Source organism: Ciceribacter thiooxidans (genome assembly GCF_014126615.1).
In the GTDB taxonomy this organism is placed as follows: Bacteria; Pseudomonadota; Alphaproteobacteria; order Rhizobiales; family Rhizobiaceae; genus Allorhizobium; species Allorhizobium thiooxidans.
Map to the genome: position 1 here is coordinate 1,541,915 of NZ_CP059896.1, position 14,074 is coordinate 1,555,988.

Below are 14,074 nucleotides of genomic sequence, written 5' to 3' on the forward strand. Positions count from 1 at the left end.
GCTTATATTCTCACCGACGCGGGCATGGCCCGGCGGGTGATTCCGGCCGGGCGAAGTCCGCAGGCGCCAGCGGCGCATTGCGAAACCGGAAGAGACAAGCCATGCGTCTGACCCGCCGTGAAGTCCTGCAATCGCTGTGCATCGGCGTGGCCGGGGCGCGTTTCCTCGCCGCGGGAACGGTTTTGGCGCAGACGGCGTACACACCGTTCGTGCTCGTGCTGGACGGAACCGACGCTGCGCCAGCGCCGGACAAGTTGCGTATCGTGGTCGAGGCGATCATCCGTCGCAACGTGCCCGTGGGGCTCGCGCTTGCGGCCGATGCACCCGACGACGCGATCGGCGCAGCGCTCGCATTGCAGGCCGCCTATGGCGGGATGTTCGAGCCGATCGCCCTTCTGCCCGGCATGGAGACCGAGCGGGTCTATTTCCAGATGCGGCGCGCCGGCGATGCCCAGGCGCGGCTGACCGGGCTTGCGGGACAGGCCGGGGGCGCAGCGCTTCCGCCCGCCTTCCGTACCATGCTCTGCCGGCAGGCGGGGCCGGAGGTGCCGATACTCTCGGGCGTCAGGGCGGGCGGGTTCCGCACGGTACTCGTCATGCCGAAGGAGGATGCGCCGACCACCTATTCCGAGACCGAGAACGGCATCATGCACGTGGCGGGAGGTTTGCGTCTCGCCTCGCTCTCGGCGCTTAACCAGCGACGGACGCGGATCACGCAGCGGATGGTCGGTGACGAGCCGCTGGTGCTCTATGTCTCCCTGGCGGGTCTCGCGTCTCTCGACGACGAGCGTCTCGGGAGCCAGGCTGCCACTCTCGCCGGCTTCGTGGCACAAGCCGAGGACGAGGGAAAGATCACGACCATCCTACCCTCGGAATTCTATCTGCGTTCCGACGCCTTTTCGCGGGAGGTCGCGCTTCATCTCGATTTCGGTTCCGGCACCGCGCCCGCCGACGCGGAGGTTGCGTTCCTCAAGGCGCTGACGGCGGCGGGGATCACCTTTTCCCGCTCGGGCGGCGAAGCTGCGGCCGGCGGCACTGACTGTCCGATACTCGGCGCAGATACTGAGACGCCCGCCTGGCAGGCCGTGCGGACCGCGGCGGGCGCCGCCGTCGATCTCGACCGACCGATGAGCGAGGCCGCACCGGTGAGCTGTGCGGTGACGGAAAACGAAGGGCTGGATGCGGCATTGCTGACCTCGGCCGGCATCGCGGTGCGCGCCGCGCTCGGGGAACGGAAGACGAAGCCGGGACTCGACGAGAACGGTCTCCTCGAGGTGCCCGTTGCCATCCGCATCGACGGGGGCCGGATCGGCGACGGGTCGGAACTCGCGGAGACGCTGAAGACCCGGCTCGGGCCGGAACGCGATGCATTGTTGGTCGTCGGCGGCGCGGCGCTTGCCGCCGAGGGGGCGGGCGAGGTGATCGCCGGGATCCTTGCAGGGCTCTCCACCCGCACGGGCAATCACATGACGGGGCTCGGCGCATACGGCGAGGCGCTCGTCGGTCGCGACCCGATCTTCGAACGGCTCAAACTATCCGACCGGATGCGCTTTGCCGGAGGCGGGACGGGTACGGAGACGATCGATGCCGCCGAGAAGGCGCGGCTCGAAGCGGATGCCGAGCTCGCCTGGCGATATTTCACCCGGCTTTCGGACAAGGACACAGGCCTTGCCCCGGCAAGCGCGGAGGCTTCCGGCAGCAGCGTGGTCCCGTATTCCTCCGTGACCATGTGGGACATCGCCAGCCAGATCTTCGGGCTTGTCGGCGCCCATTCGATCGGGCTTGCGACGGATGATGCGTTCGCCGAAGCGGCGGGAAAAATCCTGAAGAGCCTGCCCGCGACCCGTATCGGCAAATTGCGCCTGCCGCAGGCAAACCTTTCGACGCGGCGCGGCGGGCCGCTGGAAAACAGCTATAACGCCTCCGATACCGGGCGGCTGCTGGTGGCACTGAAAGTGCTTGCAGGCCGCGGTCTGGACAAGGAGGTCGCCCAGGTCGTCGCTGGCTGGGACCTCGCGGCGACGATCGTCGAACGGAGACTGCGCGACATCGATGACGGCGTATGGAGGACCTATTTCCGCTCCAACTACGCCCACTATGCGGCGCGCGGTTTCGCCCTCTGGGGATGGAGGTCGACACTCCCTATGCGCCGGAACCGGAGGATGTCGCGACCGACCGGCGGATGCGCATTCTCGGAAGGGTCGCCGACATCGGGTCGGTCGGCGCCGAGCCGCATACGCTGGAGGCGATGGAGCTCGGTGCATCCGAGGCGGCGCGGGTGATCTCGGACGTCCTCTTCACCGCGCAGGTCGACGAATACCGCAGCACGGGCCGGTTCGTCTGCGTTTCGGAAAGCTCGATCGATCGCGCCCCGTGGTTTATCTATCAGGGGTTCGACGTGGAAGGCGAGGAGAACCCCTGGACGCTGGAGGCGATGGCCGATCGCGCGCGCTACGAGACGCCGGCGATGCGTCGCGCGCTCGATGTGGTGAACTGCAAGGGTGCCTATCTCTGGAACGCCGTGCGCCCGCACGCCTACTCGGACCGTCTCGTCTCCCATGTGCGGGAAAGGGGGCGGATCTCCGATCTCGGCTTTGCCTCCGGCATTTACGCGGCGACCGGCCAGCCGACCGCGAACTACAGCGATATCAACACCAACGGCATCATCCTGGAGGCGGTCGCCTATGTGCTGAGCGGGCGCAAGACGCTATTGTGAGGAACGGCCGGCGAGACCGACGACGGCGATCGCCGCAATCATCAGGCCGCCGGCGGCGAGAAAGGTGAGCCGCATGCCGGCTGCGATCGCCGCCGGGGCGGCATGGGCAAGATCCTCCGTGCCGGCGCCGAGCGCGAAGACAGCGCCCATGACGGCGGCGCCGGCGACGAGGCCGATATTGCGCGACAGACCGAGCAGCCCCGAGACGGTGCCACGACGGTCGCTCGGCACGCCGGCGAGTGCCGCGACGTTGTTGGCGGATTGGAAGAGCTGGTAGCCCGGCGTCAAAACTGCGATGGCGAGCACGTAGCCGGCGAGGCCGATCGCATCCGGCAGGAGTGCCAGCAGGAAGGCGCCGGCCGCCAGAGCCAGCAGGCCGGCCGCAAGCACCCGGCCCGTTCCCCACGCATCGACCAGCCGACCGGAGGGAACCCCGCTGAAGATGGAGATCACCGGACCGACGGACATGACAAGGCCGACCAGCATTTCCTTCAGGCCGAGACCGAAGCCCAGATAGAAGGGACCGACCACCAGAGTCGTCATCATGACGGCGGCGACGACGAGGTTGGTGACGAGATTCGGCACCATGCTGCCCTCAAACGCGGCCCATGTGCCCGGCGCCATTCTCTTCGCGCCCGCGCGGGCCGTCAGAACGGCGACGGCAAGGATGAGTCCGAGCCCGGCAAGCGGCGCCTGAACGAGGAAGACGCCGCGCCATCCCGTCACCGGGACCAGCATGCCGCCGAGCGCCGGGCCGAGGGCCATTCCGAGAGCGGACATGGTACCGAGGAGGCCCATTGCCCTGCCGACGCGCGCCTCGCCCGCGGTTTCGCGGATCAGCGCCATGGAAAGCGTCATGAGGAATGCCGCGCCGACACCCTGAACGGCGCGCGCGGCGATGAGCAGGGGCAGGCTCGGCGCGAGACCGCAGATCAGCGAGGCGAGGGCGAAGAGGCCGAGCCCCGCGACGAGCATGCGCTTCAAGCCGTGGATATCACCGAGGCGGCCGGCGACGACCACCGCCACCGTCAGTCCTGCGAGATAGGCAACGACGACCGCCTGCACGGCGCCAAAGGATGCGGAAAACGCCGTAGCGAGCGCCGGCAGCGCAATGTTGGCGATACTGGTGCCGAGCGAGGCGAGCAGCATTGCGAGCGCGAGCGTCGCCACGACCATCCCCGTTCGTTCGTTCCTGTCTGTTTCTTCCTGTTTCATAGGCTTGCCCCTTGCGTGATTCGCCATTCGGGAGCAGGCTACGACTTCAAGTCAACTTGAGGTCAAGCATGAAATTTCTCGATATCGGAGAGGTCGCCGCGGCAAGCGGGGTGGCGCCTTCGGCACTGCGCTACTACGAGGAGGTGGGGCTGATCGCCTCGGTATCGCGGCACGGCCTGCGTCGCCAGTTTCCGCCCGAGGTGCTGCTGCAACTGAAGCTGATCGCGATGGGGCGCTCGGCCGGATTCTCGCTCGACGAAATCGCGGGGATGTTCGGCCGCAACGGCATGCCGGAATTGCCCCGCGACGTGCTGCACCAGAAGGCCGACGACCTCGACCGGCAGATCCGGGAACTGACGGCACTCGGCGACATGCTGCGGCATGTCGCCGATTGCCCGGCGCCCTCGCACATGGAATGCCCGACCTTCCGGCGGCTCGTGGATGTTGCGGGCAAGCGCGGCAGGCGGTGGGCGACATCGAAGGACGGACAGGCGCGTCCGGGCCGCAGTTGAGCGTTTAAGGGCCTCCCCTGGAGGTCGCTCGGGCTTAAGGAGCCGTCACCACAAGGGCCTTGCAGGCCATCGCGCCTTCGCGCCGGTAGCTGTGGGCTACGCTGGAATCGAAATACATCGCATCGCCGGGGTGCAGCAGGCTTTCCTCCCCGTCGACGTCGACCGAGAGGCGGCCGCTCAGCACGTAGATGAACTCCGCGCTGCCGTGCCGGTGCGGCTCCGACTGCGGCGCGTCGGCGGGAAATTCGGCATAGAAGGCCTCCATCCGGCGATCCGCGGCCGGATAGTCCAGGCTTTCGAAGAGCCAGGCGGGCGGTCCGTCGCCTGCCGGCACCGGCAGCCTGATCCGCTCTCCCTTGCGCACGACCGCGACGAGCGGCTTGTCCTTCTCCGGCGCAAAGAAGTGATCGAGGCCGACGCCGAAGACCATCGCGATGCGGACCAGCGTGGGCAGCGTCGGGAAGAGCTGGCCCCGCTCGATCTTCGACAGCATGGCGGGCGAAAGCCCGGTATGGGCACCGAGTTGCACCAGGCCGAGCTTCTTCTTCAGTCGCAGCGTCCTGATGCGGGGGCCGATCGCATAGCGCTGAAGTTCGTTGGTGAGCGTCTCCGACAGCATGTTTGCAAACCTGTTTTCGTCTCGTGAACGCTTCTTTAGCGTGGTTTTCAGTTCATGAAAATCTACTTAATTATCACGAACATGTTATTGGCATGAAAAATATTTCTCACCAGATGATAATTCGTGCCCTGCCAAGCGGGCATGTCATCAAGAGGAACAATGCCATGAAACTGAAGACAGCCATTCTTGCAGCAACGATCGGGCTTGCGGGCATCCAGGGCGCCTCGGCCGCGGAAAAGGACATCATCGATACGGCGGTCGAAGCGGGCCAGTTCAAGACGCTCGCCGCCGCGCTCGACGCGGCCGGCCTCGTGACGACCCTGAAGGGTGCCGGTCCGTTTACGGTCTTTGCGCCCACCGACGAGGCCTTCGCCAAGCTGCCGGCCGGCGCCGTGGAGGGGCTGCTGAAGCCCGAGAACAAGCAGAAGCTTACCGAAATTCTGACCTATCACGTCGTGCCCGGCAAGGTGATGGCCGCGGATGTCGCGGGGCTCGACGAGGCGAAGACGGTCAACGGCAAGGCGATCGACATCACCGTCGACGGCCAGTCGGTCAAGGTGAACGACGCCAGCGTCATCAAGGCGGACATCGCCGCCTCGAACGGCGTCATCCATGTGATCGACACGGTGATCATGCCGCCCGAGGGCTGATCCCATCCAACCGAGGAGAACAGACATGACCATCATGAACGTCCTGACACTCGCCCTTGTCATCGTGGGCGGGCTCAACTGGGGGCTGGTGGGTCTCTTCGACCTCGATCTGGTCGCCGCGATCTTCGGCGCCGGCTCGCTGCTAGCCGGCGCCGTCTACGTGCTGGTCGGACTGTCCGCCGTCTGGCAGCTCGTACCGCTTTCATCCGCCTTGGGCGCCCGCGAGCTCGCCGCCGAGCATAGGCGGTAGCCCCTCGGAGGGAGCGTCCGGTTCGGTCCGCCGGACCTCCCTCCGCCTTTCCATGCTCGTAGAGGTGTCCTCTTCGGGCGCACCTTCTAGGGACCTGCGCCTAGCCTGCGGCTGGCCGGCGAGAATGCCGGTCGTGCGGTTTGCCTTGCAGATTACCGCTGGCCAGCATGATGCCGAAGAGGGCGACCGCAATGCCGGCGATCTGCATCATGTCAGGTGTCCGGCCGAAGATCGCCGCGACGACGAGCGCCGAAACGGGCACCAGGTTGAACAGGACCGAGGTTGCAGCCGGGCCGCGCCGGGCAATTCCTACTTGCCAGAAGATCACGGCAAGAGCCGAACCGACCAACGCCATCCACAAGGTTGAAACCCAGGCGACCGCCGGAGCGTGGACGAGGGCGGTCAGTGGCATCTCCAGTCGGAAAGCGACGAGGCCGAGCACCAGCGCGCCGGCGAGCATCGTCCAGGCCGATGTCTCGATCGGCGTGGCGCCGGTGACCCAGCGGCGGCAACCGATCGTATAGAGCGCCCAAAAGAGGCTTCCGATCAGAATCAGTATGTCGCCTGAAGCGAAATGCGTGCCGGAGAATGCCCCGACCGTCAGCGCGACGCCTGAAAGGCTGATGATCATCCCGAGCACCGCGAGCAGCGACGGCAAGCGCTTGAGCAGGATCGAGTCGAGCAGGTTCGTCGTCAGTGGGCTTGTGGCCATGATGAGCGCCGCCGTCACCGGGCTCGACGTCTTCATGCCGAGAAACAACGTGGCGGTGAAGCCCGCGACGCCAATGAGCCCAAGCACGGCGAACGCAACGACATTGCGCCGCAGCACAGCCCAGGAAATGCCCTTGGTGGCGGCGAGCCACAGCAGGGTTGCTGCCACCGCAAGGACGACGCGGACCGCCGCCGCGGTCCATGGTGGCAGGTCGAACAGGACGATCCGTGTCGCCTCGAAATTGCTTCCCCAGAACACGGCGGCCATAGCGCTGAGAATGAACGCGCCTCTTTCACTCTGGGAAGCGGGGGCATGGGTCAGGTTGGAAACGGACATGACAACCTCTCTGGAAATGGAGTCCAGCGCAGGTTGCCTTATCGGATTTGGATAGGATATGGAGAATGCAGGTAACCTGTTTTTCAAAAATGGAAAGATACGTGCGCGATCTGGACTGGGACGACTGCCGCATCTTCCTGGCACTGGCACGCGAGGGAACGCTGTCGGGCGCGGCGCGGCAACTCGCGATCGGCGTGGCCACCGTCTCGCGCAGGATTGAACGGATGGAGCACGGGCTCGACCTGCCGCTCTTTCTAAGGACGCAGAACGGTTACGTGCTAACCGACCAGGGCGAGATGCTGCTGCCGCGCGCCGAAGCGGTCGAACTTGCGATGCTGGAGATGCGGAAAGAGGCCTCAGACCATAGCGAGATCCGCGGCATGGTGAGGCTAACGAGTATCGAGAGCCTGGTCGTGCCGTTCATTGTCCCGGCCCTGGCTCCGCTCTTGAGCGCCAATCCCGGCCTCGATGTCGAAATCCTGTTCTCGAGTTCGACGGTGAACATGCACCGTCACGACGCCGACCTGGCGTTGCGCATGGTGCGGCCGGAGCGCGGGCATCTGCGCGTGCGCCAACTGGCGGTCATGGGATTCGGCCTTTACGGCCCGCCGGATGGAGGTCGGCCGAGCCGCATGGTCGCCTGGCCGGAGGCCGCGAGCGTCGGCGCACTTCTGACATGGACCGAGGCTTTCGCTGAGCCGCAGGCGCCGAGGCTGGCGGTAAACACGTTGCCGGGACAGATCGAAGCGGTACGGCGCGGCATCGGGGTCTCGATACTGCCGCATTTCCTGGCGCGGGAGGCGGGACTGCGCCTCCTCGAGGACCGCCTGGGAGGCGGCGATCCCATGCAAAGGCCGATCCTGCTCGTCACCCATGCCGATCTTGCCGCTTCGCGTCGGGTGGTGAGCGTCGCCGAGGCAGTGAGCGAGGAAATACTGCGTCAGCGTCGCGCCCTGCTGGAGCCGTAGGCGCGAGTGGTGCGCAACAATCGACACCCGCTGCGTGCCAGCGCGAAATGCTCGGTGTCGTAACGAAAGTTCGAGAAATGGCGGATGGGGTGTCCGCCGTACTATAGTTTCGGATAACCTTCTACGGTACGAAACAATCCATATGAAACAGCGCTTTGCCGTTCTGTCTCTCTTGCGTCGTCTCTGATAGTCCAGCATCATCTATGCACAAAGGTGCAGGAAAGGATGCAGGAAAATGGTCGTTATCCACCGCCTTACGGACGCAAGAATCAGATCGAAGCTGAAGCCTGGTCGCTACGGCGACGGTGGCGGCCTGTACCTTGAGGTCGCAACCGCCGGAACCAGGTCATGGCTGTTCATGTGGAAGGTCAACGGGAGGCGTCGAGCGATCGGCCTTGGCGGATATCCGGCCGTCTCGTTGGCACGGGCACGTTCTATTGCCGCAAAGGCAAAATCGGACATTGCTGAAGGACGCGATCCTGCCGTGTTGGCAAAAAGGAGCATGGTCCCGACTTTCGCCAAGTGCGTCGAAGAGTTCTTGGCCGTGAACAGCCCCTCTTGGCGTAACGACAAGCACAGGGCGCAGTGGGAGATGACATTGGGAGACGCTTACTGCCGAACGATACGTGAGAAGCCCGTGGATAAAATCGCCACCGATGATGTGCTGAAAATCCTGTTGCCGATCTGGATCGAAAAGGCGGAAACAGCGTCTCGCCTTCGAGGCCGCATTGAGCGGGTGTTGGACTATGCAAAGGTGAAGGGTTGGCGTGAGGGGCTGAACCCCGCTTTGTGGCACGGTAACCTCAATCATTTGCTGCCCGCTCGACAGAAGCTGCAGCGCGGTCATCATCCGGCAATGCCATATAAGGATCTGCCGGCATTCATGCGCGATCTACGAAAGCGCGAGGCCGTTGCTTCCCTGGCATTGGAATTCCTGATCCTGACGGCCGCGCGCAGCGGCGAGGTTTATGGAGCGGTCTGGGACGAGTTTGACTTGGATGCAGCGCTCTGGACGATCCCGGCCACACGAATGAAGGCTGGGCGCGAACATGTCGTTCCCCTGTCTGGTCCAGCACTGGATCTCGTCCGACGACTCCATGACGCTCGGACATGCCAGTACGTATTTCCCGGACAACGGACAAATCGTCCACTGTCAACCTCGGCAATGGAAATGCTGCTGCGCCGCATGGGAAAAGGTGCGTACACCGTGCACGGATTTCGGAGTTCCTTCAGGGACTGGGCCGGCGACATGACAGACTTCCCGCGCGATCTGGTCGAGACTGCCCTGGCGCACCGCGTTGGGGATGCGACAGAACGCGCGTATCGCCGATCGAGTGCGCTGGAGAAACGGCGGAGACTAATGCAAGTGTTTTCTCTCTACCTTTCCAACAGAAATTTCTAAAAAAATTTCCGCTTTAATATCAAAAGCTTAAAGTATAAACGACAATTGGTCGCCATTGATCCTTTTGACAACAGGAAGGTAAAGGTATCAATAGAATGTCATCTTGAATTGATGGTGACGTTACTATGAATGACGACAAAATGAGGCAATATAAAATTGCCTATTCTGTGCGTGAGGCGTCGGAAATATCCGGGCTCTCACCTGCAACGATCCACAAACTGTGCAATGAAGGACGGCTGACGCGCCGCAAGGTGGGCAAACGGACCTTCATACTTGCCGCGGATCTGATGAATTTCTTCCTCAATTGCCCACAGGAAAAGCATCACCGTTTCGCGGCGGTGGACGCTAAGAAGGTCCGCTAACCATGGCTGCGCGGTTTTGCTCCTCGGCGGGCCAGCCCCGCCCGCCTTTCCCTATCAGGCTCAATGACCGTTGGCGTGTCGTTGAAGATGATAGCCAGTGGATACTTCAATATCGCCGCGGTAAGGCAGGCACCAAGACTGATGGCTGGCATTCCCGCAAGTTCAATCGCCGTCGCGATTGCCTCATCGAGTGCATCCATCGCAATTGCGGCGTAGTCGATGCTGCGGCGATGGCCTTGCTCCGCACCTTGCCGGAGATTCATCCATGACGGGCCCCTTCGGCACCTTGGCCGAGACTGCGCTGGATAGCGGATATGTACCCATCCCAATGAAAGGGAAAACGCCCGCTGCGAAGAATTGGAGCAGGGGGTTTGGATACAACGCTGTCCTTAAGCTCTCCCAGAATATGCCGGATGCAAATCTCGGCATATTGTTGGGCCGCCTCTTCGCCGTCGACATCGACATCGATGACGCCGCAGAAGCGTCCGAGATTGTGGAGATGATGCAGAGCACCCTGGGGGACAGTCCCTATATGCGGGTGGGTCGGTGGCCCCGACGCATGTTTTTCTATCGGGCAGATGATCCTGTCATAACACTGAAGATCGGCCCCGTGGAGATCCTTGGATCGGGCCATGCCGCTGTGGTGTGCGGGACTCATCCAACGACGTTGCAGCCATACTATTGGCCACTCGAGTCACTTCTTGATGTCGATGCCGATGCGGTGCCCGTTGTCTCTGCGTCTTCGCTTGCGCGATTTCGCTCGCTGTTGCGCAAGAAGTACATCGTGAATGCGACCCCGTCGCCAGTTATTGGAAAACGTACTCCAAGCACCTCTCGCATAGGTGCCCGTCCAGCTGGACGTAACGACCAATTGTTTGCTGCGCTGAGGGCGAAGGCTGGGGCGTGCAAGACAGAAGCGGATCTCAGCAGGTGCGCCCAGGCAATCAACATCGGATTCACTCCACCGCTTCCTCTTTCTGAGGTGAACGGCGTGGTGCAAAGTGTCTGGTCCTATAAGGCCCGCGGGACCTTGATGGTCCCTGGTTCGCAGAAAATCGTACTTCCTCTGACAAGCGAAGCGGTACTCAAGCTGACGAAGACCCCCGATGCGCTTTCCTTGTACGTAGCTTTGCGCGCTACGCGGAAGAGGGCTCGATTTGAGATTCCTCAGAAAGCCACAGCGACGCGTTTTCGTTGGGGAAGTGATCGTCGCGTGAAGAAGGCTATAGACGTTCTTATTTCTGAAGGTTTGCTTCGTGAGCTGACGCGCGCGCGGGGGCCGGGGAAGGTCGTGCGCGTGGTTTACGGATGGTAGTTTCCTGTAGCGTTATATTCGTCGCATTTCGTGACGTTCAGCTCATTTGCAGGGCGGGCCTGACGAGGCGTGAAAAACGATATCCGCGGGGCAACATTGCTCGAGCCCCTACTTGAACCGCAGGCCGACACGCAGAAGCGCCCGCGGACATGTCTGCGGCCGGAGGAGAAGCATGCGATAGTCTCGTTCCGGTCCCTTGGGATTGCCGTCCCGGTCCAGATCACTCTCCGTCAACGAGACAGACAGAATTGCCAGTGATTGTTCCCTCTGGATATCAACCCGCACTCGGAAAAGGCGTGCCGTCTCACGTCCAGATCCCGGCACGCCTGCCGAGAACGACAAGTTCTTTAAGACGGGTGCGAGCCTCGCGGGCGACCTGCACCGCTTCTGCCGTGTATCGTCCGGTCCTGTAATTGCCATTGCGCGCTCCCGTTGGCGCGCCCGCTCGACCCCCATGCAACTGGCACCGCGCTTTTCCTTTCAGCGCAGGCTTCTGGCATTGGTATCCGGCGCGTGTCTTGGCGAGACAGCGGCGCCCAGGCCAATCCGGGCCGAACCTGCCGTTCGAAATCCTCGGGGTGGTGCCGTCACCATTCATGGGATTGTGTCACCTCTCTGACAGGGCTTGATCGGGCTTGGCGAGATTTCAGATGCTTCGCTCGCAACTGTCCTCACATGCAATTTTACCAGACGCGCCATTTCGCGGACAGATGCGAAATGCAGTAACTCTTTGAAAAGAACAGAAATTACGACCTATTTTGGGACTTCGCCCGTTCGTGTAGCCATGTCGGGCGAGGGGACGAGGCAGAGGTCGACCCGGCTCAATCTGCCGCCCTTAACTGTCGCGAGCACGGTGCAGATCGGCTCACCTGTATCGTTGTGAGAGAGAACCAGGCAGGGTCGGTCCATCATCGTCGGCAGAGTAGCCAGTTCGGCCACCGGTCGGTCGGCACGTTTGCCGATAGTCGAGAGTTTGGCCTGCATATAGCCGAGGAACTCGTCCTTGCCGACGAGTTCCGTGAGCACGGCCTGCGAGCAATAGCGGAAATCATCCACGAGCAGGTCCGCGACACATTCGACATCATTGGTGTTCAGCATCCGTCCGTAGGCCGCAAGTGCGTCTCTTTCGCTGAGGTTCATGGTGTCTCCCGCTCGCGCGTCCTGGGCTGATCGAGCCCCTAGGCCTGATTGATCTCTTGGATGAACTGATTGCCGCAGTCGCGACACGTTATGCGAATTCTCATGCCGATCGGCACGCGCATCCGGCATTGGCAGTTGGGGCAGAGGATGATGGCCTTTGCGTCAGACTGCTCCGCATTCGTCGGCTCGTCGACGGAGTGAGAAACTCGGGGCGTGCTCTCGACCGACTGTCGTGGCGCTGGCGCCGGTGTAACCGCCTCCTCTTCGTACATGTTGGGGATCACCCTGTTGAGGAGGGCATACTCCGCTTGCCAGTTGGGATAGGCACGGGCGAAGCGGTTGAAGAAGGCGAACATTCGCGCTCTTCCGATGTTCTGCTCACCAGCCACCGGGAAACCATCTTCATCCAATGCGAAATGCACCTTATATAGCGCCTTCACAAGATTGGTGATCCTGGACTTCTCCGTCGACAAGAACCCCTTCTTGTGGATGACCTTCTCCGCGGCGACCAGAACGTCTTGTGCTGCGCGGTGCGCCAGCGGGGCGATGTTCGCAAGTCGTTGAGCCTCCCCACTGTCTGTCACAGAGCGCCGACTATAGTCGATTTCTATCTCCTCATGCATTGTTGTCCCCCTTCGTCTTGCGTGACTTCTTGGCCGATGAGACGGCGAGATGTGCTTGTGAGTGAACAATTAGGCTCAAGCGCCGAACTGGTGTCCGCCGCGGATTCTCTGTGAAAAGATCTCTCCTAAGAGGGGGAATTCTAGGCAGGGCGTCCCAGAAGAATGTCCTTGCATTTTGTGCGCGCGCCATTTTGCTCCGCAGCCTGCCAGGCTTGGCAGGGATGAGGCGCGTCATCGGCTGAGGCGGCTCCATAATCAGTCGCCTTTTCCCCTTCCTGGGCTTTCCGAACTTTCGTAAAATGGCTGCCCGGATTGCGCGTTCTTGTAGGCACCGTGGGCTGCTGCTTGCGTATCGCTGTCTCTTTCCGTGCTTGTTGTAGCTGCGCGGTTTGGGCCACTTGAGAAGGGCAGCAAGCTCCATTCTTTTTCGAATTGCTGCTTCTTTTTCCTGAGCCGCTGCTTCGATGCCATCGGCCCAGGCCCGGTACTCCTCCCAACTCGGTAAAGGGTCCGGCGGACGGTGTCCGAGGCTCACTCGCGGCGTGGCTGGCAAGACGCGGCGCAGGAACTCGTCAGCCTCCGCAAAGGTATCAAACTCGGCAATGCTCACGGGTGGATAGCGGTGCACATTTCGACGGGCGATTACCGCCCATGTCTGCCGGCTCTCGCCTCCAAGCAGGCTTCGCGATGTGCCACGGTTGATTTCATGCACGTAGACGCGATCATCGAAATAGTCCGACTGTAGCCGCTCCCGTGCCTCGTAGTACTCGTTAAGCTCATCCTCGCTGGTCTTCAGATTGGGATTGCGCACAGCCCCATGGCGCAAAAGCACGTCTGCGACGTCCCACTCATTTCCCCGGTAATCAACAATATCCAGTGCCGATAAGCCATCTTTGTCGCGCAGTTCCAGGTCGGCGCCCCTCTCGATCAGCAGTTCCATGATGTCGGCACAGCCCTCCGAGGCTGCTTTCATCAATGCCGTTGTTGACCAAGCGGCGGTGGTCAGGATGTTGGGGCTGACACCTTCATCCAGCAACCGTCGCACTTCTTCCATGTTCCGTTCCTCGATGGCGCGCGATATCGCTGCCACCGTAGCATCATCTGTCTTCCCTGGCGTTAAAGCGTCTTGGGCGCCCGTCGCGTCTTCGCTCATCTTGAGAAACCGCTCCCCTGATCACCGCCTATACACACACGCATTATGATCGGGTGGCCCATTTCACCTGTCCATAGTTTTCGCGGTGTTGCCTACACCAG

General features: G+C 62.3%; 17 protein-coding genes. 9 read left to right on the forward strand and 8 right to left on the reverse strand.

From position 1 onward, the window contains the following. The first annotated feature begins 101 nt into the window (after nucleotides 1-101). Complete coding sequence (locus tag H4I97_RS24765; protein WP_182307232.1) at nucleotides 102-2,282, forward strand: DUF3131 domain-containing protein; 2,181 nt, start codon at nucleotides 102-104, stop codon at nucleotides 2,280-2,282. After that, nucleotides 2,183-2,716 carry a DUF3131 domain-containing protein gene (locus tag H4I97_RS24770; protein WP_182307233.1) on the forward strand — a complete coding sequence of 178 codons (534 nt, stop codon included), beginning with the start codon at nucleotides 2,183-2,185 and terminating at the stop codon, nucleotides 2,714-2,716. Before H4I97_RS24765 ends, H4I97_RS24770 begins: the two co-directional genes overlap by 100 nt. On the opposite strand, the gene H4I97_RS07300 is transcribed toward H4I97_RS24770, so the two are convergent. Beyond that, the gene (locus tag H4I97_RS07300; RefSeq protein ID WP_182307234.1) at nucleotides 2,708-3,931 is read right to left on the reverse strand and encodes an MFS transporter; all 1,224 of its coding nucleotides are present in this window, start codon (nucleotides 3,929-3,931) and stop codon (nucleotides 2,708-2,710) included. The two genes, H4I97_RS24770 and H4I97_RS07300, sit on opposite strands and share 9 nt — an antisense overlap. A 68-nt stretch (nucleotides 3,932-3,999) precedes the next feature. Here H4I97_RS07300 and H4I97_RS07305 point away from each other — a divergent pair, with 68 nt between their 5' ends. Continuing rightward, nucleotides 4,000-4,443: a helix-turn-helix domain-containing protein gene (locus H4I97_RS07305; protein ID WP_182307235.1), complete on the forward strand. Its 444-nt coding sequence runs from the start codon at nucleotides 4,000-4,002 to the stop codon at nucleotides 4,441-4,443. A gap of 34 nt (nucleotides 4,444-4,477) precedes the next feature. Here the strand turns inward: H4I97_RS07305 and H4I97_RS07310 are convergent, their stop codons facing one another. Beyond that, nucleotides 4,478-5,062, reverse strand: a complete 585-nt coding sequence (locus tag H4I97_RS07310) for a helix-turn-helix domain-containing protein (protein ID WP_182307237.1) — start codon at nucleotides 5,060-5,062, stop codon at nucleotides 4,478-4,480. Between the two features lie 164 nt (nucleotides 5,063-5,226). Here H4I97_RS07310 and H4I97_RS07315 point away from each other — a divergent pair, with 164 nt between their 5' ends. Then, nucleotides 5,227-5,712, forward strand: coding sequence for a fasciclin domain-containing protein (locus tag H4I97_RS07315; RefSeq protein WP_182307239.1), 486 nt, complete (start codon nucleotides 5,227-5,229; stop codon nucleotides 5,710-5,712). Between the two features lie 25 nt (nucleotides 5,713-5,737). Then, a complete protein-coding gene (locus tag H4I97_RS07320; protein WP_182307241.1) occupies nucleotides 5,738-5,962 on the forward strand; it encodes a DUF378 domain-containing protein in 225 nt (74 codons plus the stop codon). 100 nt (nucleotides 5,963-6,062) lie between these two features. Here H4I97_RS07320 and H4I97_RS07325 read toward each other — a convergent pair whose 3' ends face one another. Beyond that, nucleotides 6,063-7,010, reverse strand: a complete 948-nt coding sequence (locus tag H4I97_RS07325; protein ID WP_182307243.1) for a DMT family transporter — start codon at nucleotides 7,008-7,010, stop codon at nucleotides 6,063-6,065. A gap of 101 nt (nucleotides 7,011-7,111) precedes the next feature. On the opposite strand from H4I97_RS07325, the gene H4I97_RS07330 reads away from it, so the two are divergent. The 3 genes from H4I97_RS07330 (at nucleotide 7,112) to H4I97_RS07340 (ending at nucleotide 9,742) form a co-directional block, all read left to right on the forward strand. Next, nucleotides 7,112-7,978 (forward strand): LysR family transcriptional regulator, encoded by an 867-nt coding sequence (locus tag H4I97_RS07330; RefSeq protein WP_210297096.1) that lies wholly within the window; start codon nucleotides 7,112-7,114, stop codon nucleotides 7,976-7,978. A gap of 235 nt (nucleotides 7,979-8,213) precedes the next feature. Then, on the forward strand, nucleotides 8,214-9,380 hold the full coding sequence (locus H4I97_RS07335) for a tyrosine-type recombinase/integrase (protein ID WP_182307247.1): 1,167 nt from the start codon (nucleotides 8,214-8,216) through the stop codon (nucleotides 9,378-9,380). A gap of 125 nt (nucleotides 9,381-9,505) precedes the next feature. Continuing rightward, nucleotides 9,506-9,742 (forward strand): helix-turn-helix domain-containing protein, encoded by a 237-nt coding sequence (locus H4I97_RS07340; RefSeq protein ID WP_182307250.1) that lies wholly within the window; start codon nucleotides 9,506-9,508, stop codon nucleotides 9,740-9,742. On the opposite strand, the gene H4I97_RS07345 is transcribed toward H4I97_RS07340, so the two are convergent. Next, complete coding sequence (locus H4I97_RS07345; protein ID WP_182307252.1) at nucleotides 9,739-10,005, reverse strand: hypothetical protein; 267 nt, start codon at nucleotides 10,003-10,005, stop codon at nucleotides 9,739-9,741. The genes H4I97_RS07340 and H4I97_RS07345 overlap by 4 nt on opposite strands. 2 nt (nucleotides 10,006-10,007) lie before the next feature. Here H4I97_RS07345 and H4I97_RS07350 point away from each other — a divergent pair, with 2 nt between their 5' ends. Continuing rightward, nucleotides 10,008-11,057, forward strand: a complete 1,050-nt coding sequence (locus tag H4I97_RS07350) for a bifunctional DNA primase/polymerase (protein WP_182307253.1) — start codon at nucleotides 10,008-10,010, stop codon at nucleotides 11,055-11,057. A 304-nt stretch (nucleotides 11,058-11,361) separates the two neighbouring features. Here H4I97_RS07350 and H4I97_RS24910 read toward each other — a convergent pair whose 3' ends face one another. The 4 genes from H4I97_RS24910 to H4I97_RS07365 all read right to left on the reverse strand — a co-directional run bounded on the left by H4I97_RS24910 (nucleotide 11,362) and on the right by H4I97_RS07365 (nucleotide 13,973). Then, complete coding sequence (locus H4I97_RS24910) at nucleotides 11,362-11,655, reverse strand: HGGxSTG domain-containing protein (RefSeq protein ID WP_378143308.1); 294 nt, start codon at nucleotides 11,653-11,655, stop codon at nucleotides 11,362-11,364. A 155-nt stretch (nucleotides 11,656-11,810) separates the two neighbouring features. After that, on the reverse strand, nucleotides 11,811-12,197 hold the full coding sequence (locus H4I97_RS07355; RefSeq protein WP_182307254.1) for a DEAD/DEAH box helicase family protein: 387 nt from the start codon (nucleotides 12,195-12,197) through the stop codon (nucleotides 11,811-11,813). Nucleotides 12,198-12,235: 38 nt separating this feature from the next. Next, the gene (locus H4I97_RS07360) at nucleotides 12,236-12,820 is read right to left on the reverse strand and encodes a hypothetical protein (protein ID WP_182307255.1); all 585 of its coding nucleotides are present in this window, start codon (nucleotides 12,818-12,820) and stop codon (nucleotides 12,236-12,238) included. Beyond that, nucleotides 12,813-13,973 carry an ankyrin repeat domain-containing protein gene (locus H4I97_RS07365; protein WP_182307256.1) on the reverse strand — a complete coding sequence of 387 codons (1,161 nt, stop codon included), beginning with the start codon at nucleotides 13,971-13,973 and terminating at the stop codon, nucleotides 12,813-12,815. The genes H4I97_RS07360 and H4I97_RS07365 overlap by 8 nt, the downstream gene beginning before the upstream one ends. Nucleotides 13,974-14,074 lie beyond the last annotated feature (101 nt).